At 51.4% G+C, this 22,703-nt stretch carries 13 protein-coding genes; 4 read left to right on the forward strand and 9 right to left on the reverse strand.

Features of this window, described 5'->3' with window-relative positions; translation table 11 throughout:
* Window positions 1-104 precede the first annotated feature (104 nt).
* From NATSA_RS04785 to NATSA_RS04795, 3 genes are all read left to right on the forward strand, one after another.
* The gene (locus NATSA_RS04785) at window positions 105-2,744 is read left to right on the forward strand and encodes a PAS domain S-box protein (protein WP_210510875.1); all 2,640 of its coding nucleotides are present in this window, start codon (window positions 105-107) and stop codon (window positions 2,742-2,744) included.
* 152 nt (window positions 2,745-2,896) lie between these two features.
* Window positions 2,897-5,491 carry a PAS domain S-box protein gene (locus NATSA_RS04790; protein WP_210510876.1) on the forward strand — a complete coding sequence of 865 codons (2,595 nt, stop codon included), beginning with the start codon at window positions 2,897-2,899 and terminating at the stop codon, window positions 5,489-5,491.
* Window positions 5,492-5,698: 207 nt separating this feature from the next.
* Window positions 5,699-7,642 carry a methyl-accepting chemotaxis protein gene (locus NATSA_RS04795; protein WP_210510877.1) on the forward strand — a complete coding sequence of 648 codons (1,944 nt, stop codon included), beginning with the start codon at window positions 5,699-5,701 and terminating at the stop codon, window positions 7,640-7,642.
* A gap of 6 nt (window positions 7,643-7,648) precedes the next feature.
* Here the strand turns inward: NATSA_RS04795 and NATSA_RS04800 are convergent, their stop codons facing one another.
* The 5 genes from NATSA_RS04800 to NATSA_RS04820 form a co-directional block, all read right to left on the reverse strand.
* A complete protein-coding gene (locus NATSA_RS04800; protein WP_210510878.1) occupies window positions 7,649-8,911 on the reverse strand; it encodes a DUF418 domain-containing protein in 1,263 nt (420 codons plus the stop codon).
* 231 nt (window positions 8,912-9,142) lie between these two features.
* The gene (locus NATSA_RS04805) at window positions 9,143-10,162 is read right to left on the reverse strand and encodes a flagellin N-terminal helical domain-containing protein (protein ID WP_210510879.1); all 1,020 of its coding nucleotides are present in this window, start codon (window positions 10,160-10,162) and stop codon (window positions 9,143-9,145) included.
* 337 nt (window positions 10,163-10,499) lie between these two features.
* The gene (locus NATSA_RS04810) at window positions 10,500-11,486 is read right to left on the reverse strand and encodes a flagellin (protein ID WP_210510880.1); all 987 of its coding nucleotides are present in this window, start codon (window positions 11,484-11,486) and stop codon (window positions 10,500-10,502) included.
* A gap of 445 nt (window positions 11,487-11,931) precedes the next feature.
* Window positions 11,932-12,921: a flagellin gene (locus NATSA_RS04815; RefSeq protein WP_210510881.1), complete on the reverse strand. Its 990-nt coding sequence runs from the start codon at window positions 12,919-12,921 to the stop codon at window positions 11,932-11,934.
* A 253-nt stretch (window positions 12,922-13,174) separates the two neighbouring features.
* On the reverse strand, window positions 13,175-14,164 hold the full coding sequence (locus NATSA_RS04820) for a flagellin N-terminal helical domain-containing protein (protein ID WP_210510882.1): 990 nt from the start codon (window positions 14,162-14,164) through the stop codon (window positions 13,175-13,177).
* A gap of 444 nt (window positions 14,165-14,608) precedes the next feature.
* Between NATSA_RS04820 and NATSA_RS04825 the strand changes: the two genes are divergently transcribed.
* Window positions 14,609-15,484, forward strand: coding sequence for a sensor histidine kinase (locus tag NATSA_RS04825; RefSeq protein ID WP_210510883.1), 876 nt, complete (start codon window positions 14,609-14,611; stop codon window positions 15,482-15,484).
* Between the two features lie 10 nt (window positions 15,485-15,494).
* Here the strand turns inward: NATSA_RS04825 and NATSA_RS04830 are convergent, their stop codons facing one another.
* The 4 genes from NATSA_RS04830 to NATSA_RS04845 all read right to left on the reverse strand — a co-directional run bounded on the left by NATSA_RS04830 (window position 15,495) and on the right by NATSA_RS04845 (window position 22,683).
* Window positions 15,495-15,965, reverse strand: a complete 471-nt coding sequence (locus NATSA_RS04830) for a hypothetical protein (protein ID WP_210510884.1) — start codon at window positions 15,963-15,965, stop codon at window positions 15,495-15,497.
* Window positions 15,966-16,124: 159 nt separating this feature from the next.
* Window positions 16,125-18,422 (reverse strand): alpha-amylase family glycosyl hydrolase, encoded by a 2,298-nt coding sequence (locus tag NATSA_RS04835; protein WP_210510885.1) that lies wholly within the window; start codon window positions 18,420-18,422, stop codon window positions 16,125-16,127.
* Between the two features lie 106 nt (window positions 18,423-18,528).
* The gene (locus tag NATSA_RS04840; protein WP_210510886.1) at window positions 18,529-19,407 is read right to left on the reverse strand and encodes a carbohydrate kinase family protein; all 879 of its coding nucleotides are present in this window, start codon (window positions 19,405-19,407) and stop codon (window positions 18,529-18,531) included.
* 138 nt (window positions 19,408-19,545) lie between these two features.
* Window positions 19,546-22,683, reverse strand: a complete 3,138-nt coding sequence (locus NATSA_RS04845) for an efflux RND transporter permease subunit (RefSeq protein WP_210510887.1) — start codon at window positions 22,681-22,683, stop codon at window positions 19,546-19,548.
* Between the last annotated feature and the right edge of the window lie 20 nt (window positions 22,684-22,703).

A 22,703-nucleotide genomic window follows, 5' to 3' on the forward strand; every position in this document is an offset into this window, starting at 1 on the left:
CACAAAAGTTGACATTGGCCTTGATAATTGTAAAATGCGACAAACGGAATAACTCAGGTGTAACCTGCTAAAAATACTTTTCTGAACATCCTGGAGGGCTGCCCATGGCGCACGTTCACTACAAGGATCTCATCAAATCAGCACCTTATGGCTATGCCTGGCACAAAATAGTCCTGGATGATCACGGACGTCCATGTGATTACGTTTTCCTGGATGTGAATAAGGAGTTTGAACGGCTGACCGGATTGAAGGGCTCAGAGATCTGCAACCGGCCCGTGACGGAAGTTATTCCGGATATTGCAAATGATGAATTTGACTGGATCGGCAAATATGGCGACATCGCCCTGAATAAGGGTGAATTGATGTTTGAACAGTACTTCGGTCACTTACAGCGCTGGTACCGTGTGCAGGCATATTCTCCCAAAAAGCATTTCTTTTCGACCATATTTGTCGATATTACCAATTTTAAAAGGGCGGAGGATGAGCAGGATCTTCTGGTCGACAACATCGGTACCCAGATCTGGTATCTCAAGGATTGCGAGCACTATGGCAGAGTCAACCAGGCTCATGCCGATTTTCTTGGTATTCCGAAACACCAAATTCAGGACAAAAGCCTGTACCAGTTTCTGAATAAAACCGAGGCCGATATTTGCTATGCCAATAACTGTCAGATTTTTGACAAAAAGGCACCGGTTACCACCGAGGAGTGGGCAACCAACGGCAAGGGCGAACGCCGTCTGCTGCGCGTCACCAAAAACCCCAAACGTGACCGCTACGGCAATGTGGAGTTCCTGGCCTGTACAGCCGAGGACATCACCGGGCGCCGGCGGGCAAAGCAGGCATTGCGCCAGAGTGAGGAGAAGTTCCGGCAGATTTTTCAGAACTCTCCCCTTGGCATATTCCACTTCAGTGCCGATGGCATCATAACCGACTGTAATGAAAATTTTGTCAAAATTATTGGATCCGAACGCGATGTTCTGGTAGGTCTGAATATGTCTGATCTCCCTGATACCAAGGTCAAAAGCGCTGTTTCAAAGGCACTCGCTGGCGACATAAGTACCTATGACGGAGAGTACGAATCGGTTACTTCAGGAAAGATCACCCCTCTGAGAGGTATATTCGCACCGATAAAATCGGAACATCAGGCTATTAAAGGCGGGATTGGTATTATTGAGGATATTACGGATCGAAAAAAAGCAGAAAAGGAACTGAAGGTCAGCGAGCAACAGCTTCGCTCGCTTGTCGAAGGTATCGATGAGACCATTTTTGTGGTTGACTGCAACGACATTATTGTCGAGTTCAGTCAGCCTCAAAGCCGCACACTTTACAGGCCCAAAGAGGATTTTCTCGGAAAACATCTGGATGATATCGAGTTTCCCGAGCCTGCAAGGGCAAAAATTTGGAATGCCCTCAAGTACACCCGCAGAACAGGGGAATATTCAAATGTCGAATATTATGTCGACCTGCCCGATAAACGATTGTGGCATGATATGAATATTACCGCTGCCCGTGATTATGAAGGAAACAGGATTCTTATTGGTGTCGTGAGGGATGTGACACGGCGCAAAGATGCTGAGCTTACCATTCGTGAAAGGGAAGCCAGCTACCGCCAGCTGTTTGAAGATTCACCGGTTTCGCTGATTGAAATGGACTATTCTATGGTGAAAGAACAGATGGACCGGATGAAGCTGGAACTTGATACGGATCTTGGTTCCTGGTTGCAGAACAATCCTGAAAAAGCATTGAATCTGATGGGAGAAGTGGTTGTTTGCGACGTCAATAAAACCGCCGTCACCGAGCATAAGGCGGATTCCAAAGAGCAGCTGTTGGATGCACTGGATCGCGTTTTTCATGAAGGTTCAATGCATAATTACATCACTGTCCTCAAGTTAATTGCCAGGGGAGGCACCGAAGCAGCCTTTGAACACAAACACCGGGCCTTTGACGGAAGCGAGCTTATTTTTGATATCCACTGGTCGGTGATGTCCGGCCATGAATCTTCCTATTCCAGGGTGATTATCAGCGCCATGAATATCACCGATCGCAAAAAGGCCGAAGCTCTCATCCAAAAAAACCTGCGGGAAAAAAACGTTCTGCTTTCGGAAATTCATCACCGGGTGAAAAACAACATGGCAGTGATTTCGAGTCTGCTGACACTGCAGTCGGATTTTCAGGCCGGGCAGGATCCGCTTACCATGCTTCGGGATACGTGCAACCGCATCCGCTCCATGGCTCTTGTCCATGAACTGGTGTATGAGGACCAGAATTTTGCCGAGATCAGGTTTGATGAACTGCTTAAGCGCCTGGCTGATAACATCAAGCAGATTTACGGAAGTCATGACAAAGACATATCCGTCAACATCACCTGTGACGATCTGATGCTTGAAATGAATCAGTCCGTTCCCTGCACGCTTCTTGCCAATGAACTGATCACTAATGCCTGCTTGCATGCCTTTGATGGAAATGACAGCGGAGTTATTGATGTAATATGTCACAAAGACGGTGAGTGCTGCAAACTGGTGGTCCGTGACGACGGAAAGGGAGTCGCTGATACAGCAGCCCTGGAAACCCCGGAGTCTTTTGGATATACGATCATACACGGTCTTGTACAACAAATTGGGGGTATTATTGACATCGCATCCGGTGATACCGGATTGTCTGTGGAAATCCGTTTCAAACCGCACAAACCATTTTATACCGGAATGAAAGAGAAAAAAGAGGCGGCAACTCCGGGATGCTGCTGATGAGATGAGAAAAAAAAGTTGCCGAAGTGCAGTTTTGCAGCAAAACCCATATATTCTCCAATTTATTTTCCCGCAGACGACAACAGGGGTCGCTCTTGAGAACCCGGGCCCGCATCATTATTTCCTGAAGCAATTTTTTACACTCGCAGACAATGAAAGAGGACTATTACAAAAAGATTCTGATGGAATCTCAGGTGGGTTATGCATTCGGCAAAATAGTTCTGGATGATGACGGCCGCCCCGAAGATCTTTACATTCTCGAGGTAAACCCCGCTTTTTGCCGGCATACCGGGTTGTTGCCCGGCCAAATCGAAAATAAAAGAATCGGAAATGTCCTGCCGGATCTGCGTGCGAAGGGGTTTACATGGATCGAAAAAATAGGAGAGGTTGCATGCAATGGCAGCAGCACCATTGTTGAGGATTACGTCGCCCCGCTTGATCTCTGGCTGCGCGTGGAGCTGCAGTCACCGGAAAATATGTACGTTTCCGCAACACTGACAGATATCACCCACGAGAGAAGATTGCGGGAAGAGTACGAACTGCTGGCCAACAATATTTCCACGCAGATATGGTATCTGAAAGATCTGGAAACCTATGGTAATGTAAACAGAGCCCACGCTGATTTCCTCGGACGTACCGTCGAGGATGTACAGAATAAAAGCCTGTACGAAGTGCTCTCGCGCTCAGAAGCAGATATTTGTGTATCAGGTAACCAAAGGGTATTTAATGAGAAAAAAGCACTGGCCGCGAACGAATGGGTGACCAACGCTGCCGGTGAGTCTCGTCTTCTCAGGATTACAAAAAATCCGAAACTCGCCTCTGATGGTTCGGTTCGTTTTGTCGTCTGTTCCGCTGAGGATGTCACCGAACACCATTTTGCAGAACAGGCCCTGCGCCGCAGCGAAGAACGCCTCCGCCGGATTTTTGAGCACGCCCCGTTCGGCATCATGCATGTGAATGGCAGTGGCAGGATCACAACATGCAATGACCAGTTTGTGAATATTATTGGCTCCTCACGTGAACAGCTGCTGGGGTTTGATGTTCTCAGCATTCAAAATAAAGAAGCAAAAAAGGCGATTGCAAACGCTTTTGAGGGTAATGTTTCGGACTATGAGGGGGTGTACACGTCCATGATGTCGGGCAAGACTACACCGGTACGAGGCTTCTTTACCCCGTTAAAAGCAGAAGACGGCTCAGTGAACGGAATTTTGGGAATTATTGAGGATATCACCGAACGCATAGTGGCAGAAAATGCGCTAAGGGCCAGCGAAGAGCAGCTCAGATCGCTTTTCGAAACCATGGATGAGCTCATATTTATGGTCGATGAAGACCTGATATTCCGCGAGTATCACATGCCCAAATCGCGATCATTCCGGCTGTCCGAAGATCATTTTCTGGGCAAATCGGTGTACGAGGCTTCATTCCCCCGGCCGGCCAGGGACAAGGTGATCGAAGGGCTGAAAAAAGCAAGGGACAAGAATCGCTTCACCAATGTGGAATACTACCTCGACCTTCTGGGTGGACGCAGCTGGTATGACATGAATATCAATCCGGTCCGCAACAAAGACGGCCGCAAGGTTTTGGTAGCCGTAGTCAGGGATGTAACTGCACGCAAACAGGCAGAACTCGACCTGATGGAGAGCGAGCAGAAATACCGGCAGCTGTTTGAGGATGCCCCCATCTCTCTATGGGAGAAAGATTTCTCGATTATAAAGCACTGGCTGAATAACCGCGAAGACCTGCCGGCGGATAATCTGGAAACCTACTTTCTGGAAAGGCCGGAAATGGTCCGTAAGCTGTTCCAGAAAGTCAAGATTCTTGATGTCAATCAGCGGACACTCAAACTCTACAAGGAAGAACACAAAAATTCACTGATCAAAGGATTGAACAGTATTTTTACGGAGCATACATGGAAGGATTTTGCCAGATCGCTTGCTGCCATTGCCAGGGGTGACAAGGACTTTACTGCTGAAACCCGGCACAAGACAATAGACGGCGAAATTCGTGATGTCTCCATCCACTGGAAAGTTGCTCCCGGTTATGAAAAAACATACGCCCGCGTGCTGCACAGCGAGTTCGACATCACCGAACAAAAAAAGGCGGAAGAGCAGATCCGCGAAAACCTCAGGGAAAAAAACATCCTGCTGGCCGAAATCCATCACCGGGTAAAGAACAACATGGCAGTGATTTCCAGCCTGCTGACACTGCAATCCGAGTTCCAGTCCGATGCCGACCCCGGAAAAATATTGCGGGATACAAGGAACCGCATCCAGTCGATGGGACTTGTCCACGAACTGGTCTATGAACATGACAATTTTGCCGAAATCAATTTCCGTCCGCTGCTGGAGCGACTGGTACAGATCCTTTCGGATGTTTATCTCGTAAATGACAAAGAGATCTCGGTTAATGTCTCCTGCGATGATGTCCAGCTCGATCTGAACCGCTCGATGCCCTGCACCCTCATCGCCAATGAGCTGATGTCCAACGCATTTCAGCATGCATTCAGCCAAAGCGACAAGGGAAACATCGATGTCATTTTCGAAAAAAAGGCAGACACTTACCGGCTGGTGATCCGGGACGATGGTGAGGGAATCGATGATCCCGGAGACCTTGAGAATCCCGGATCGTTCGGCTATACCATTATACACGGACTGGTGCAGCAAATCCGCGGTGACATCTCCTTCTCTGCAGAAAATCCCGGCCTCAGTGTGGAAGTGACGTTTCATACGGAACAGCCCGGAAAATGATCGCGGATTGATGTATGCCCCTTAGACCCGATGCAAGCCCATTTAAGTTGCATCAGGCTACGGTCGATAATCCTGAGAAATCGGTAGACATTCACTGGCACAGAGGATGGTTCCAGGTCAGCCATCACTCGTATTCTACTATTATTTCAAAACAGGGCGATACTGCTAACGCATATCGATTCTGAACAGACGTAAAGGATTATTGAAATGCAAAATCAGAAGCAGAAGTACACACTGGGGGCAAAAATCAAGGCGGGGTTTATTGCAGTCGGACTTTTTGCCGTTGTACTCGGCGGTGTCAGCATGTATGTGATGAATTCCGTCGAGGATGATACCAACTGGCTGATTGAGGGTAACCTGCCCGAATGGCGCGCCTACTGGTATCTGGAATACCACACCCAGGAAGCCGGATATTTCATGTCCCGATATGCTCACATGCAGGAGTCCGGCGATTTTGAAGAGGCAAAGCGTGCGGTTTCGGATTTTCGCAATGAACTCGATGCAGGCCGGACGCTTGCCGATGAGCAGGGCATGGATGGTCTGAACGAAAGCATGGCAGCCATCGAAGCAGTGCTTGCCGGTTTTGACCGCACCATGAACCGGCTCGGACAGTATCTGCAGGGGATGGAAGAGGACCGGGAACGCGCCATGCAGGGACTCATGGGCTATATGCAAAGCCTGAACAGACTTGAACAGCACATCCGGGAAGAGGAAGAGGAACAGGTGGTTCGTGAGTCAATGACCCGGCTTTCCGGAATCCGGAACAGCACCAGCGAGCTCCACACCATGGTGCTGAGAGCGGAAAAAGATCATGATACTTCGCTGATTACCCCCATTCTGGACGGACTCGGTGATCTTGAATCGAATGTCCGGCTGATGAATGATATCGGAGGAAGTTCTGAAATGGCCGGACTGGTGGATGGCGTGGCTGAAGGTGTGCAGCAAACTGCGGAGGGACTGACCCCGTTCCTTGAGCGCATACGGAACATCAGCGAAGCCAACGAGGAATTTCTGACCGATTATGATGCCTTGTTGGGCGAGATCTACGAGCATTCTACCGGTGCCATCGACGAGGGGCTGGCTCACGGCGAAACGGTATCTGGACTGCTCAACACGGCAATGATGATACTCGGGGCCGGTTTTATTATTCTGCTGCTGGCCGCTGCAGGGATCGGCTTTGGACTCACGAACAACATCACCAAATCCATCCGGAAAATTATCAGCAATCTGACAGCGGGTGCCGGGCAGGTCAACGCTTCGTCTTCACAGCTTTCAAGTACCAGTCAGGAGCTGTCGGAAGGGGCAAGCGAACAGGCTGCCGGGCTGCAGCAGACCAGCTCATCTCTGGAAGAGTTTTCCGCTCAGATCAAGAAAAATGCGGAAAATTCATCAGAGGCCGAACGTGCGATGCAGGAGGCCGGACCGCTCGTGGAGAGTGGAGTCAACGCGATGGAGCGTATGAACCGGACCATGGAGGAGGTGCGTGAGGCATCGAACGAGACCTCCGAAATCATCAAGACGATCGAAGACATTGCATTTCAGACGAATCTGCTTGCACTTAATGCGGCTGTCGAGGCGGCAAGGGCCGGCGATGCCGGGAAAGGCTTTGCCGTGGTGGCGGAAGAGGTTCGCTCACTTGCCAAACGGAGCTCTGAAGCTGTCGAAAAGACTTCGCAGATGATTCAGAAGTCACAGGATAGCACCGAACGGGGTACCGCAGTAGCCGGTGAGGTTGCAGAAAATCTGCAGAAAATCAGAGAGAGCGCCGGAAAAGTAAGTACGCTGGTCGAGGAAATATCAGCGGCAGGCAAAGAGCAGGCAAGCGGCGTTTCGGAAATCCAGACCGTGATGAGCGAAATGGACCGGGTGGTTCAGCAGAACGCATCGGGCTCTGAAGAAAGCGCCAGTGCGGCGGAAGAGCTGTCCTCCCAGGCCGAAGAGCTCAACGCCATGGTTGCTGATTTGGTGGCGCTGGTTGGACACGGAGGATCCCGTCAAAACGGTACCGCAGCTGTCGCGCCGCATTCCGGAAACGGACATGGGCGTGACAAGCGGGAGGTCTCTTATGATGAGGAATGGGAGACCGATGCGGAAAGCAGCGGGTCAGGAAACAACAGCCGGGAGCAGCAAAAGGCCTTGCAGGAGTGGTAACAGGGGCTATTCTGCCTCTTCCATTCTCCTTTTCAGCGCGGGAAGATATCCGTACGTCGCCGCGCGCCAGAGCCACTCCAGAGGTCCCATGGTAAACCGCTGCATCCACCAGTGGGCGGCGGCAACCTGAAGCACAAAAGTGGCCAGGGCGATGAGCAGCATCCCCGCAACAGGCACCTTCATCATCAGGCCGAGGCCGTGTCCGTAAAATACCGTAGTCAGAATGACTGACTGAGTCAGATATACGGTCAGCGACATGCGTCCGGCGGAACCCAGCCACTCCCAGATGCGCGCCCGGCGCCATCGGTGATAGCCAAGGATCAGAAGCATTGCGTAGGCAGAAGAAAGTAACGGGGTGCCGACCACAAAGAGAGTGATGTAGGCTGCCGAGTTCCAGTCCGGGATGAGGATATCCGCCCGGAGATAGAGAATGTATGCCGGGATGGCAATGGCGAGTCCGGCAAGCAAAAGCCAGGGAGCACGCTTGCGGATTACATGCAGCTTTTCCTCAAGGTTCTCAAACCATCCCTGGCGTCCGGCAAGCATTCCGGCGAGGAACAGTCCGAACAGATAAAAGAACCCGATGCCGCCGAACAGATACCCCTGGTAGACGAAAGCGAGCTCCTGCAGCCGGACCGGGATCATGGCAGTCCAGCTGGACGACTGATAGGCCTGCAGGGTTGCGGCGGTGAGTTGCTCCATCTGCATGCGTGCTTCGTCAAATCCGGCCATTACCTCATCTTTTGCCTCCGGAATCGTCAGCGCCCACTGAACAAGGACAACGAATCCGACCACCAGCAGAACCTGGAATGCGGGAAAGAGCACCATCCAGATACGCACGGTTTTGTCCGACCGGTTTAGAAAAATCAGAAGTAGCAGCCCCAGGATGGCGTAGGGGATGAGGATGTCACCTGCCCAGAACAGGGTGGCGTGTGCCGCGCCGAACAGTGCAAGCAGAAAAATGCGCCAGAAGAAGAGCGGGCCGGCCGTGCGTCCGCGCTCCCGTGCGCGATGGGTAAACATCCAGAATCCGAAGCCGAACATGAAAGAGAAGAGGGTGATGAACTTGCCTTCGAGGAGAATTCCTACGAGACCTTTACTGAACTGGCTCAGGGGGTCGGTAAAAGGGTGTAGGTCGGTCAGCGCCTTGAAAAACGGCAGACCGATAAACTGCACATTGACCATGATGATGCCGAAGAGGGCGAAACCCCGCAGCAGGTCGAGTTCGGGGATGCGTTCCCGGCGGGAGGTGGCGGTAAGTGGGTTCATGAGAAAATAGTCGGGATGCGGTTGCGTGTCGGATACTTGTAGTGGACGGATTCAAAACATTTCAAAAACGGAGCCAAAAATCATTCAAAAACGGAGCGAAATTCTAAAAAAGGAGCTAAAAAAAAGCCTCCCGGCTTGTACGAAACCGGAAGGCTTTGGTTGCATTGAAAGTGACCATTTGTGCCATCAGCCCTCAGGTGATGACTATTCGGTCAGCTGTCAGAAGAGAGATTATCCGAGGAATCCGAGAACAGACTGCGGACCCTGGTTGGCCTGGGCCAGAGCGGATACAGCTGTCTGCTGCAGGATTTGCAATCGGATAGATTCACTTTGTTCCTTTGCGAAGTCAGTGTCCATGATACGGCTGGATGCCGACTGGTTGGCGCTGATGGACTGCGAAAGGGTGACTTCGCGAACGGTCAATGAAGATTGAGCGACACCGACTTCATTGACGCGGTCGGCCATGCTGTCGATTGCGTTGTCAATGGCGCCGATGAAATGACGGAAGTCTTCAGCAGTGGCAGCTACTGCTGGATCTGCTCCATCATTGAAAACCAGCTCTCCTTGTGCCCCGGGATCGTTTTCATGAACCACCCGAATATTAGCAATACTTGTAGTACCATCGGCGGTAACACCTTCGACTGCATCGGATGTTCCAACATCAACACCAAAAAGGGAAGCAACATTAACTGCTTCTATGCCGGTTTGCAAGGTATCCTGAGCTCGCTCTCCAACCTGAAAGGTAAGTCCAAAAGTACCTGTTAAAGTCGGATCGCCTTCACCGGCCCATGCTTCAGAGCCATCATCAGAAATGGCACCATTCAGCAATTGAAAATCCTGGAATACCGTTTGATTTGCAATTTCATTGATGTCGTTTCCAAGGGCCTGAATTTGCTCACCAATGTATCCTCTTTCCTGCTCACCGAGGGTGTCATTGGCAGCCTGGGTGGCCAGACCTTTCATTTCGATCAGGTTATCCATAATCGTATCGAAGCTGGACTCGGCGATGTCCAGAACGGACTTGGCATCACCGACGTTCTGCAGGGCTTGTTCCAGACCTGCAACGCGGCTGTTCAGCTTGGTTGCAATGGAATAGCCTGCGGCATCGTCTTCGGCGCGGTTGATCCGCAGACCGGTCGACAATCGGAGCTGGTTTTCAGCCAGCCCTCTGTTAATGCGATTCAGTGAGAGCTGAGCATCCAACGACTGGATGTTGGTATTCACTCTGTTAAGATCACCAAAACTTGACATGATAAACTCCTTTTTAGAAGTAAATGGTAAAAGTACTTGTTATGTGAAGCTGTAGTACTGATCAGCTTTGAAGGAGTTATCGGTAGGTATTACAGTACCTTTAATAAAATTTTACTTTTTGTTACAAAAGTGTTCGTTTTCATCAAGTTTTGAAGTGTAATTGCATTCAACACTGCCCGCATGAAATAAAAAAGCCCCCTGAGGTTATCAGGAGGCTTTGCTTTCTTCCGGATCTTCGTGATCAGATGGGGCTGAGTAAGGCGGGGTGTTGATCATCTGTTCATCCCCGTTTTTCCCGTCATCAGGTTTCCTGATCAGAATCTCCTCATCATTCAGGTTATCCGAGAAATCCGAGAACGGATTGCGGTCCCTGGTTGGCTTGCGCCAGAGCGGAAGTAGCCGTTTGCTGCAGGATCTGCAGTCTCACGGATTCACTTTGCTCTTTGGCGAAGTCGGTGTCCATGATGCGACTGGACGCCGATTCGTTGGCGCTGACTGACTCGGAGAGCGTAACTTCGCGGACGCTGAGTGATGACTGGGCAACACCGACTTCATTGACACGGTCAGCCATACTGTCAATCGCGTTGTCGATGGCGCCGATGAACTCACGGAAATCCTGAGCTCCTGCCGCGGTACCATTTCCAGACTCAAATACGAGTTCGCCTTGCTCACCGGGATCATTATCGTGAGCTACTTGAATATTTGTAATCGCTCCAGTTCCACCGGCAGTAACACCTGTTACTTCACCTGTTGTACCAACTTCAACATCAAAGAGGTTGGCAACATTAACAGCTTCGATATCAGTAGATAATATATCCTGGGCACGTTCTCCAACCTGAAAAGTTAAACCAAGTGAATCTTCGAGTGTTGGATCTCCATCGCTAAGAGCTCCATTCAGCAATTGAAAATCCTGGAACACCGTTTGATTTGCAATTTCGTTGATGTCATTTCCAAGAGCCTGGATTTGCTCACCAATGTATTCTCTTTCCTGCTCACCGAGGGTGTCATTGGCCGCCTGGGTGGCCAGACCTTTCATTTCGATCAGGTTATCCATGATCGTATCGAAGCTGGACTCGGCAATGTCCAGAACGGACTTGGCATCACCTACGTTCTGCAGGGCCTGCTCGAGGCCTTCCACACGGCTGTCCAGTTTGGTTGCAATGGAATAGCCGGCAGCATCGTCTTCGGCGCGGTTGATCCGCAAACCGGTCGACATTCTGAGCTGGTTGTCGGCCATGTCGCGGTTGATTCGGTTCAGTGACAGCTGGGAATCCAGCGACTGAATATTGGTATTTACTCTGTTGAGATCTCCAAAGCTTGACATAGTAACTCCTGTTTTTAATGTCAGTTTTTGTTTTGTTGGGTAATTCGATTCGCATGTGTTATGCGGTTACACAGGTTATCGAACTGCTTTGGTCTCACTTAAATAAAACGGCGCTGTTTATGGTCCGTTTGATAAGTTTTACCTCAAGGATTTTCATTACAATGATAATCAACAGTATCAAAGCAAGGTGTAGCGTCAAAAGTCAGGTTTTGAAATTGCTGATAGCAATGCTGAGGGTGGGATATTATGATATTATTAAGTACCCATATTTTGTTAGCATTCAATTCGTTACAAAATAAAAGCCCCCTGAGGTTATCAGGAGGCTTTGCTTTCTTCCGGATCTTCGTGATCAGATGGGGCTGAGTAAGGCGGGGTGTTGATCATCTGTTCATCCCCGATTTTCCCGTCATCAGGTCTTCTGATCAGAATCATCTCATCATTCAGGTTATCCGAGAAATCCGAGAACGGATTGCGGTCCCTGGTTGGCTTGCGCCAGAGCGGAAGTAGCCGTTTGCTGCAGGATCTGCAGTCTCACGGATTCACTTTGCTCTTTGGCGAAGTCGGTGTCCATGATGCGACTGGACGCCGATTCGTTGGCGCTGACTGACTCGGAGAGCGTAACTTCGCGGACGCTGAGTGAAGATTGGGCTACACCGACTTCATTGACGCGGTCGGCCATGCTGTCGATTGCGTTGTCAATGGCGCCGATGAAATGACGGAAGTCTTCAGCAGTGGCAGCTACTGCTGGATCTGCTCCATCATTGAAAACCAACTCACCTTGGGCTCCATCTGCTACAGTTCCTTCAACTCTGATATTTGCAATATCTTCAGCACCACCTGCAGTGACACCTTCTACTGGGTCTCCACCTTGTGCATCAAAAAGCGCAGCAACGTTTACAGCTTCAATACCTGTATCCAATGTATCCTGAGCTCTTTCACCAACCTGGAAGGTCAGTCCGAACGTGCCTGATAATGTTGGATCCCCGTCAGTATCAAGATCACCATTAAGCAATTGAAAATCCTGGAATACCGTCTGATTGGCTATTTCATTGATATCATTACCAAGTGCAGAAATTTGCTCACCAATGTATTCTCTTTCCTGATCACCAAGGGTGTCATTTGCAGCCTGTGTAGCCAGACCTTTCATTTCGATCAGGTTATCCATGATCGTATCGAAGCTGGATTCAGTAATGTCCAGAACGGACTTGGCATCACCGACGTTCTGAAGTGCCTGCTCGAGGCCTTCCACACGGCTGTCCAGTTTGGTTGCAATGGAATAGCCGGCAGCATCGTCTTCTGCGCGGTTGATCCGCAGACCGGTCGACATTCTGAGCTGGTTGTCGGCCATGTCGCGGTTGATTCGGTTCAGTGACAGCTGGGAATCCAGCGACTGAATATTTGTATTTACTCTGTTAAGATCTCCAAAGCTTGACATAGTAACTCCTGTTTTTAATGTCAGTTTTTTTGTTGGGTAATTCGATTCGCATGTGCTATGCGGTTACACAGGTTATCGAACTGCTTTGGCCTCGCTTAAATAAAAAAACAAAAGCCCTCCGGCCGTCGCCGGAGGGCTTTGTTCAGACAGAGAGTATCCTTGGGCGGATGGGGATCTTGGGCGGAATCCCTGTTCTTCTGCCTGCTATATGATTGCTGCTGCCCGGTGATGCCCGTTCACCGGACGAGTTTCTTTATCCGCCAATGAAACCGAGTACAGACTGCGGACCCTGATTGGCTTGCGCCAGTGATGATGTAGCCGTTTGCTGCAGAATCTGCAGACGAACGGATTCACTTTGCTCTTTGGCAAAATCGGTGTCCATGATCCGGCTGGCCGCCGCCTCATTGGCACTTATTGACTGTGACAACGTCACTTCACGAACGGAGAGCGATGACTGGGACATGCCGATGTCATTTACACGCTCGGACATCCGGTTGATGGCTTCGTCGACGGCACCTATGAACGCCCGGAAATCGGTCGCTTCGGCCGCATCGCCATCTTCGTCAATTTGACTATTGAATACCAGGCTTCCCTGGGTTCCGGGTCCGGTATCGGTTGTATCGAGAATGATATTATCAATAGTGGATCCATCCGCACCATCGCCCGCTGTAAAGCCAGTGATGCCATTCTCATCACCATCAAACAGCGCCGCCACATTGACCGGACTCAGATTTGCTTCCAGAACATCCTGGGCGCGTTCGCCGACCTGGAATACCAGGGTAAGGTCCGTCTCAAAATCACCATCATCGCCGTTCAGCAACTCGTAATCCTGAAATACCGACTGATTGGCGATTTCATTGATATCATCGCCGAGAGCGAAGATCTGCTCTCCGATGTATTTACGTTCTTCAGCGCCGAGCGTGTCGTTGGCCGCCTGGGTGGCCAGTCCCTTCATCTCAATCAGACTGTCCATGATTGTATCGAAGCTGGATTCGGCTATATCGAGGACCGACTTGGCATCACCGACGTTCTGCAGCGCCTGATCGAGTCCCGTGACCCGGCTGTTCAGTTTTGTTGCGATGGAATATCCGGCTGCATCGTCTTCGGCCTTGTTGATCCGCAGACCGGTTGACATCCGCATCTGATTCTCTGCAAGGTTCCGGTTGATGCGGTTCAGCGACAGCTGGGAGTCGCGGGACTGGATGTTGGTGTTGATCCGGTTTAAATCTCCAAAACTTGACATAATTATCTCCTAAGATTTGATATACTTTGCCCAATGAAAATTGCCCAATGATGCACGAAGTGCTGCGTTTGCGTGTTGCTTTTGCCCAATGCCGTTCCGTTCGTCCCGGACCAGCGACGCATATCTTCATGCGTTAACTTGATACCATTATCGCACCCCTTTCCCGCACTCTTAAATTTTTTTTCCGGTTTTTTTAGAAAAAAAATCATAACGGTGTTTTTTTGTAACTCATTAAAATTCGGGCCTTATGAGTATATGGATCTGGATGAAAATCCCCGGAATTGTTAAGTAAACATTAATTTATTTTAATATTTACGCGGTTTTTCGTATTCTTTTACACAATATTTGAGGGAATTATTTCCGGAACCGACGTCAATCGAAAAACAGCGAATACAAATTTCAAGGGCAGGATCTTAATCATTTGTTTATTTAAGTGCGGCACGTATGGTACAACATCTTTACGAATCTCAGACGCAGCAAAATGAAGAAGCGCAGGACAACCATTTCTCAGAGGATCAAACAGCGATTGACGATATTCTGGATCAGAACGATTCCGGTGCCTCACCGGTATTCAGTCTGCTGAAGCAGATCAACGATCTGGCATCCCGGCAGAAACAATCGGAGCACCAGGCTGAGGTCAGCAAAAAAATGCTCAGTATGACTTCGCACGATCTCATGTCGCCTATCAATGCCATCACCGGGTACCTGGATCTGATGAAACACAGTCTGGATGCGGGTGTGGATCCCGACCAGCTCGCGGATTACCGCATGCGCATTAAAAGCGGGATCAGCGACCTGAGCGCCATAGTGCAGAATCTGCGTGAACTTGCCCATTCCGAAAGTGTAGAGGATGCTTCTCTTCCCTGCGAGGTGGATATCAACTGGGTCGTCCGTGAAGTATGTGAAATAATGGACGGTGCCGCTGTAGCCAAGGAGCATGTTCTCATCAGCACGTTCACTTCAACACCCGCCCACGTGAATGCCGATATTCCGCAACTCAAACGGGTCATCTACAACCTGGTCAGCAACGCTATCAAATACACCCACCGCGGGGGGCTGATCCGTGTCAATGTCAGAAAAGAAAGAAATGAAGTGAAAGTTATTGTCCGCGACAACGGAATTGGTATCCCGGAAGAGGAGCACTGCAACATATTCAAGCCAAACAACAAACTTCAGAGTTGCGGAACCGAAGATGAACCGTCGTCCGGACTCGGCCTCTATATCTGCTCCCGTTTTGCCGAAGCCATGAACGGGTATCTGACGGTCGAAAGCGAACAGAACAAAGGTTCCGTGTTCACCCTGCACCTGCCCAATATCTGATATCAGCGATTCAGATGACGGCCTTGAAGTGCGTTCCTAACGGGGAGTGGAAGAAATAATGGGTGAAAAAGTAGGTTTTGTTGCGAATATCGTCGATATCATGTGATGCCAGGTTCATGATATCCGGCCGGAACAGCGTCTGCTCACTCAACCCCTTCTGATGCCGGATGTTATTCCGCATATGTATGATCTCATCGTGCCCCGGGGTCATGAAAAATTCGAACATCTCCCGGAAGTCCGAATTCAGCACCAGCCGGAACATCTCAGGCATACCCTCCGGAAGATGCTGTGCATTGTTAATGGATTGCTGCGCTTCCTGTTGCTCGTTCTCTTTATCATCCGGTTTGGAACCATCGTCCGGCAGTCGGAATGCCGCAGGCAAGCCTCTCTGATGATACGGATTCAGTCCGGGTATCTGATGCGTACCTTCAACAGGCTGCGATGTCGTCTGAGCCGAAGGATGTAAAAAGTGATAAAGCATGAGTGAGCGTCAGTAAAGAAATAAATCGACAATACATTACTCAATTATCGGCAAAAAAATGAAACTATTCATCTGAAACCGTAAATGTTAACATATTTTCACATGGCTTCCCGGCGGTGCCTTAATATCAGCAGCATCCGTAATCCATTAGCAGTTCCCTCAGTAATACGAAATTTCATCACCGCTCTTCATCCAGTATTTGTCAGGCGACCATTCTATGATCTGGCCGTTCCGCTTTTTCACCCACTGAAACTCGAAGTAGGTATTGGCCGGCAGTTTCATATGAATTTCCCAGCTGGGATAGGAGGACGGATCCAGCGGACCGATGGCCTTATCCGGATTCCAGGAGCCCAGCTCCGGAATATTTCCGACCAGATAGACATTCTCCCCGAACTCCGTCTCAACAATCACATCGATAATGGTGTTTTCGGCCTCAATGGATGGCTTTTCGTTGGTGCCGGTCAGCCAGTAAAACCCATATGGCTCAAGTACAATTTCATTAAAGCTGAAATCCAGTACCCGGTCGGAATACAGATCGCGGAAATGGCGCTTCTGCCATTTTTCCGGCAGCATCCCGGTCGGCACATGGACCGGCTCACGTGAGAAATTGGACAAAAACAGGGTATCCTGATGTTTGCTGCAGCGCTCAAAGCAGAAGATCGAATCAATGTCCAGAATCACCAGGCGGTCTTTGGATGCCCCGTGAATGGCCGGTGTTCGCTTGCGGGCATCCACCATTTTACGGAATTCGGAAAAAAGCCGGTGCTCGATGGTGCCCGGCATATCGCGGAGATCAACTTTGTCCCATAGCATTCTGGGACGGTGAACCCACCGGTTGTCGCGCAGCTTCAGCGGATTGGATAAATAGGTGTAATCGTTGGTCTGACCGATCTCATCACCCAGATAGATCAGCGGTATGCCTTTCCATGAAAATATGACATTTTTGAGGAGCATGATCCGGCGGATGGAGTCGTCTATTCCAAGATCCTCGGCTTCAACCATGGCTTTCTGCAAGCCGGCCAGCGAGGCCGTGGTCCCTGAGACCCGGGCTTCGCCGGAATAGTAATCGCGCTGGAAGGCGTACCCCTCGGCATAGCTGTTGGCCAGCTTTCCGGTGTAGAAATCGGTGCAGAACATGCGCGTATGATGCCCGTTCTGATGCACGTCAGCGGCAAATTCGTCGGAAATCCCCCATCCGATGTCATCATGACAGCGGATGTAGTTGACCCAGGAGGTGTTGCGCGGAGCCCTGGGCAGCTTGCTCAGGGAGGTGCGGATCAGATGGGTGTTCTCGGATGCCAGGGCATGCCACAGGTGCGACATCAGTGTGGCATTGTAGGCCAGGTCGCACTCTTTACCCTCAAAACCGTCAACCCCGAGATAGCGGACTATCTCCTGCGGAGCCACAATCGCCTCTGCCATGAAAAGGACCCCGGGCGAAAGTATTTTGAGCAGCGCCCGGTAAGCCCGGAGCAGGTGGTGCGCCTCTTCCTGGTTCTGGCAATGCGTGCCGAGCTTTTTCCACAGATAAGGGACGGCATCCAGCCGCAGACAGTCCGTCCCGGTGTTCACAAGATGAACCATCTCGTCGAACATCGCATGGAACACATCGGGATTCGCATAATTCAGATCCCACTGAAACTCGTAAAAGGTGGTCCACACCCATTTGTCGATTTGCGGATAGTAACTGAAGTTGCCGGGGGCAAAGTCCGGGAACACCTCAATGAGGTGATTTTCGTACATGTCGGGAATAGTGCGGTCATCAAACATGTGATAAAACCGCTGATAACGGGTGTGTCCGCTCATGGCGGCCTGCGCCCATCCGTGCTCTTTTGCCGTATGGTTCATCACAAAATCGAGCACGAGATTGATGCCCTCATTATGCAGCACCCTGGAAAGTTTCCGCAGATCGTCATAGGTGCCCAGCCGCCGGTCGACATCCCGGTAGTTCTGCACGGCATATCCGCCATCGTTCAGACCGTCACGCGGGCGAAGCAGCGGCATGAGATGCAGAAAATTGATGCCCAGCTCTTTGAGGTAGGGAATCTTTTCCCGGAGTTTTTTCAGGTCACCGGCAAACAGATCCACATACAGCACCCCGCCGACAATTTCCTCACTCTGGAACCAGAGCTGATTCTTCTCCCGCTCCTGATCCAGCTGAAGCATATCCTTCTTGCGGTCCAGCAGGCCCTGGAGAATGGAGTTGAAGATGCGGATGATCCAGCGCTGCTGTTCGTATCCGTCCCCGTAAATGGAGGTATAAAACCGCCAGAAATCGTCAAAATTCTTCTCAATCCGCTTTTTCAGATAGGGATGACGCCGGTAATGGGGTTTGTACCGTTCCATCAGATCCCGCTTCATGAGCTCACGCCGGTCTCCCCGCTTCCATTCCTTGCGGGAAATATTCAGGGGGATATATTGTGATACGGATCTGGGATTCCAGGTTTTTAAAGCCATTGCCGTTGAGGATACGAACCTTTGTGATGGAGATAAATAATGTTATGACTCAGACATGATAACGATGCGGGAAACCGATGCGGCCTTTATCAGGGATGCAAAAACATCAGCTCAGTGACGAGAGGACCGCTTCCGGAAGCTCCGGCATGGCACCCTTGCGGGCGGCCACTTGCGCCGCATATTTGTTGGCCACTCTGATGGTGACATCAAGCGGGGTTTTCCTGAGCAGATGATGCGTAAGGGCGGCAGTGAAGGCATCACCCACGCCGACTGAGTCACCGTTGCTGCTGTCAACAGGATGCACCGGTTCGATGAGATGCTCGTCTGCAGTCATAAGCTCGGCGCCGTCACTTCCTTTGGTGAGGCAGATCGTGGTGACGTTCATTTCATTGAGCAGCCACTGCCTGACATCATCGGCACCGGATATTTCGCCCAGCTGCTTCCACTCGGCTTCGTTCAGCTTGACAACATCCGCCAGTTCAATGGTTTTTTTGATGATGTCATCGGTGTAATGCGGCTCCCGGAGATTGATATCCGCAATTTTCAGGCAGTCGCCGGACGTGTTTTCAAGAAACTGCCGGATGGTCCGGCGGCTGATTTCGTCGCGCTGCGCCAGGGTGCCGAAACAGACCGCATCCGCTTCGCGGGCCAGGTCAATCCAGCTTGATGTCAGCGCAAGATGATCCCAGGCAACGTCTTCGCTGATAGTGTAGGATGCCTCTCCGTCGGATATAAAAACTTCCACGGTTCCGGTAGGAGCAACGTCGTCTTTCTGGATGTAAGAGATGTCGAGTCCGTGTGATGAAAGAAGATTCAGCAGTTCGGCTCCGTCTTCGTCATCACCCACACGGCTGGCCGGAATGCCACGGTTGCCAAGCTGACTGGCGTGAAAAGCCACATTGGCGGGGGCGCCGCCGGCACGCTTGTATTCCGGAAATACATCCCAAAGAACCTCTCCTAATCCTGCAATTACGGGCTTGTTCATAAGCGAAGTAGTTTGATGCACATTTCAGACCGCGATAATTTTTGCGACAGTCCGTTCATTCGTTTTCTGATGCCGAAATTTAGCGATGTTACAGTAGAGATAAAACTTCAGATATTCGTTCAGCCGGTCAGATTTTCCCTAATCGGGAAGTGTTGCCGCGGAACCGGGGGACTCGCTTTTGTTCCATGAAGGCAGCCAGCCGCGGATTCTGTCGAAGGCAGCAGTGACCGACACGTAGACGATGGGGATAAATATGAGTGTGATGAGCGAGGAGACGGCCAGCCCGCCGATAACCACGCGCGCGAGCGAGGCCTGAATTTCGCCACCGGCACCGGTGCCGAATGAGAGAGGGAGCATGGCCAGTATTGTGGTAAGGGTGGTCATCATGATGGGTCTTAAGCGCAGTTTCCCGGCCTCAACAACCGCCCGGTACAGGGGCAGCTGCTGCTCGCGGCGCATGAGATTGATATAATCCACCAGTACGATGGCATTGTTGACGACAATGCCGATCAGCATAACCATCCCCATGAAACTCTGTATGTTGAGCGAGGTCCCGGTCAGCATCAGGGCTGGAACAACACCGATCAGGGCCAGTGGAACAGAAAACATGACAATCAGCGGGTCGATGAAACGCTCGAACTGCGCCGCCATCACCATGTATATCAATACCAGCGCCATGATGATGGAGAGCATAAAGTCCCGCTGCGCCCGCTGCTGCTCTTCGTACTCACCGCCGAAATAGACCGAGAATCCGTCCGGCATGGAAAACTCACGCAGCTCATCTTCAATCATGGTTACCGCTTCACCGAGGGCGAGTCCGCGCTCCAGATTGGCGGTAATATAGGTGACCCGCTGGTTGTTGATGCGGTTGATGTTGACCGGACTTCGGGTAAATTCCTGTGTCACAACGGAGGACACGGGGAGGATGGCTCCCTCGGAACTTCGTATGGAAATGTTGTCCAGGTCCAGCACGGACAGGCGGTCTTCGGGACGCAGCCGGACGGTGATCGGCCACTCCTCACCATCGACACGGTACATTCCGGCACGGGTTCCGCCGACATTGGTCTGAATGGCACCGGCTACATCACTTACACCGAGTCCGAGTCTTGAAATTTTTTCACGGTCGAAGCGGAAATCCTGCTGCGGGCTCCCTTCACGTCGATCCCGCTCCACATCGGTCACGCCGGGCAGGCGTTCCAAAAGTGTGAGAAGCTGCCGTGATACATCATCGGCGGCATCCAGGTCATTTCCGCGAAGCTGGATCTGCAGCGATTCGCCCTCATCTTCATCGCCTCCGCCACCGCCGCCGAAAACGCGGCGCAGCACCCAGAGGCCGGACCGCGCCGAAACCCTGATATCCGCACCGGGAATGACGCCCTGCACTTTGTCGCGGATCTCATCGGCCAGGTCGAAACTGGATATGCGGCGCTCATCGGGCGGACGCAGAGTAAGGTCAATCCGGCCGTTGCCGTTGCGGACATCTTTAGAGTAATAAAGCACCTCCTCCTGAGGAATCACAGCCTGCACCTTTTCATCCAGCTCTTCAAGATACTGGTGAATGACGGCAATATTGGTCCCGTCGGCCATAGTCATGCGAATCCGCACCTCATCGGCATCCACCTGAGGTGTCAGTTCGTAAGGCACCATCCGCAGCCCCCACAGCGCTGCACCAAAAAGCAACAGTACGCCGCCCGCAATGATAAGCTTGCGGTTCAGCGCCCGTTCAAGCAGGTGGGCATAGCTGTTTTCTATCCGCTCGAAAAAGCGCTGAGCCCTGGACCGCTTTTCGGGGTCTGGATCATCTGGCTGCACGGTCAGGATTTTGCTGGCCATCATTGGGACGAGGGTCAGGGCAACGGCAAGGGAGCATAAAAGGGCGAACACCACCACGATGGCGAGCTCCTGAAACAGCAGTCCGGTAATGGTCTGCATGAAAACGACCGGAAGGAATATGACGGATGTGGTAAGTGTGGCGGCAATGATGGCTCCGGAGACCTGGCGGGTGCCGATCAGGGAGCTTTGTTTCCGGTCTTTGCCGTTTTGCCGCTGCCTGACAATATTTTCCAGCACCACAATGGCGTTGTCGACAATCAGGCCGACCCCCAGGGCAAGGCCGCCGAAGCTCATCTGGTTGAGCGTCAGCCCGCCGAAATACAGCATCGCAAAGGTGGCGATGATGGATATGGGGATGGAAATACCGATGATGAGTGTGGTAGACCCGTTCCGCAAAAAGGCGAAAAGAACGATGATAGCGAGGATACCACCCCAAAGCGCGGCATTCCGCACATTATCGATGGAAGACTGGATGAAGCCGCTCTGGTCGGTAATGACCCGCAGTTCCAGATCAGACCGCAGGCGGTTGATGCGTTCCACTTCACTGTGGATATCCCGCGACACAGCCACCGTGTTGGCACCGGTCTGCTTGCGGATCCCGAAACGGATGGTTGGCCGTTCGTCAATTTCGATATAGCGGCCGATGTCCTGGTAGCCTTCATGTACTTCGGCAATGTCACCCACGCGGATGGGCGCACCGTCCACGTTTCTGATGATGGTCTGCCGGACCTCATCCACATTTTCAAACTCACCGACCGAGCGCACGTACAAGTCGCTCAGCCCGTCTTTTACATTGCCTCCGGGCAGGGTCACATTTTCACGACCCAGCGCCTGAACCACATCCATGGCCGTAAGCTCGCTGGAAACCAGGCGCTCACGCATCAGGTCAACCTGGATCTCACGATAGACTCCACCCCACACATCGATCGAACCGACCCCCGGGATCTGTTCGAAATTCTTTGTGACGTCCCGTTCAAGCACCCTGGTCAGGTCCGAGAGTTCGCGGTTGGACCGCGCCCCGATAATTACAATAGGGGAGTCGTTGGGGTCAAATTTCCATATTCTGGGCGGATCGGCCTCCTCAGGCAGGCTTCGCCGGACACGGTCAAGTGCTGCACGTACATCGTTGGTGGCTTCGTCGATGTTCGTGCTCTGTGAAAAATTCAGTGATACCCAGCTGCGGCCTTCGGATGAGTTGGACGACACCTCCTCCACATTGGCCACTCCGGCCAGCGCATTTTCGACCTGTTCGGTGACCAGAAGCTCCATTTCCTCCGGCCCGACATTGTCGTAATTGACAACCACGGTCAGTCTCGGGTATTCGATGGGAGGAAGCAGGTCAATTGGAAGGTAGCGGAAACCGATGCTTCCAAGCACAATGACGATCAGAAAGACCATCATTGTGGTTACCGGTCGGGCTACGGATCGTTCGGATAGAAACATACGGGTTTGACTTGCAGAAG

Origin of the sequence: Natronogracilivirga saccharolytica (genome assembly GCF_017921895.1) — a bacterium.
In the GTDB taxonomy this organism is placed as follows: Bacteria; Bacteroidota; Rhodothermia; order Balneolales; family Natronogracilivirgulaceae; genus Natronogracilivirga; species Natronogracilivirga saccharolytica.

Excerpts from the sequence above, each read along its gene's own strand:
- NATSA_RS04785 (WP_210510875.1), top strand. The coding sequence starts at position 105 with ATGGCGCACGTTCACTACAAGGATCTCATCAAATCAGCACCTTATGGC.
- NATSA_RS04790 (WP_210510876.1), top strand. The coding sequence starts at position 2,897 with ATGAAAGAGGACTATTACAAAAAGATTCTGATGGAATCTCAGGTGGGT.
- NATSA_RS04795 (WP_210510877.1), top strand. The coding sequence starts at position 5,699 with ATGCAAAATCAGAAGCAGAAGTACACACTGGGGGCAAAAATCAAGGCG.
- NATSA_RS04800 (WP_210510878.1), bottom strand. The coding sequence starts at position 8,911 with ATGAACCCACTTACCGCCACCTCCCGCCGGGAACGCATCCCCGAACTC.
- NATSA_RS04805 (WP_210510879.1), bottom strand. The coding sequence starts at position 10,162 with ATGTCAAGTTTTGGTGATCTTAACAGAGTGAATACCAACATCCAGTCG.
- NATSA_RS04810 (WP_210510880.1), bottom strand. The coding sequence starts at position 11,486 with ATGTCAAGCTTTGGAGATCTCAACAGAGTAAATACCAATATTCAGTCG.
- NATSA_RS04815 (WP_210510881.1), bottom strand. The coding sequence starts at position 12,921 with ATGTCAAGCTTTGGAGATCTTAACAGAGTAAATACAAATATTCAGTCG.
- NATSA_RS04820 (WP_210510882.1), bottom strand. The coding sequence starts at position 14,164 with ATGTCAAGTTTTGGAGATTTAAACCGGATCAACACCAACATCCAGTCC.
- NATSA_RS04825 (WP_210510883.1), top strand. The coding sequence starts at position 14,609 with ATGGTACAACATCTTTACGAATCTCAGACGCAGCAAAATGAAGAAGCG.
- NATSA_RS04830 (WP_210510884.1), bottom strand. The coding sequence starts at position 15,965 with ATGCTTTATCACTTTTTACATCCTTCGGCTCAGACGACATCGCAGCCT.
- NATSA_RS04835 (WP_210510885.1), bottom strand. The coding sequence starts at position 18,422 with ATGGCTTTAAAAACCTGGAATCCCAGATCCGTATCACAATATATCCCC.
- NATSA_RS04840 (WP_210510886.1), bottom strand. The coding sequence starts at position 19,407 with ATGAACAAGCCCGTAATTGCAGGATTAGGAGAGGTTCTTTGGGATGTA.
- NATSA_RS04845 (WP_210510887.1), bottom strand. The coding sequence starts at position 22,683 with ATGTTTCTATCCGAACGATCCGTAGCCCGACCGGTAACCACAATGATG.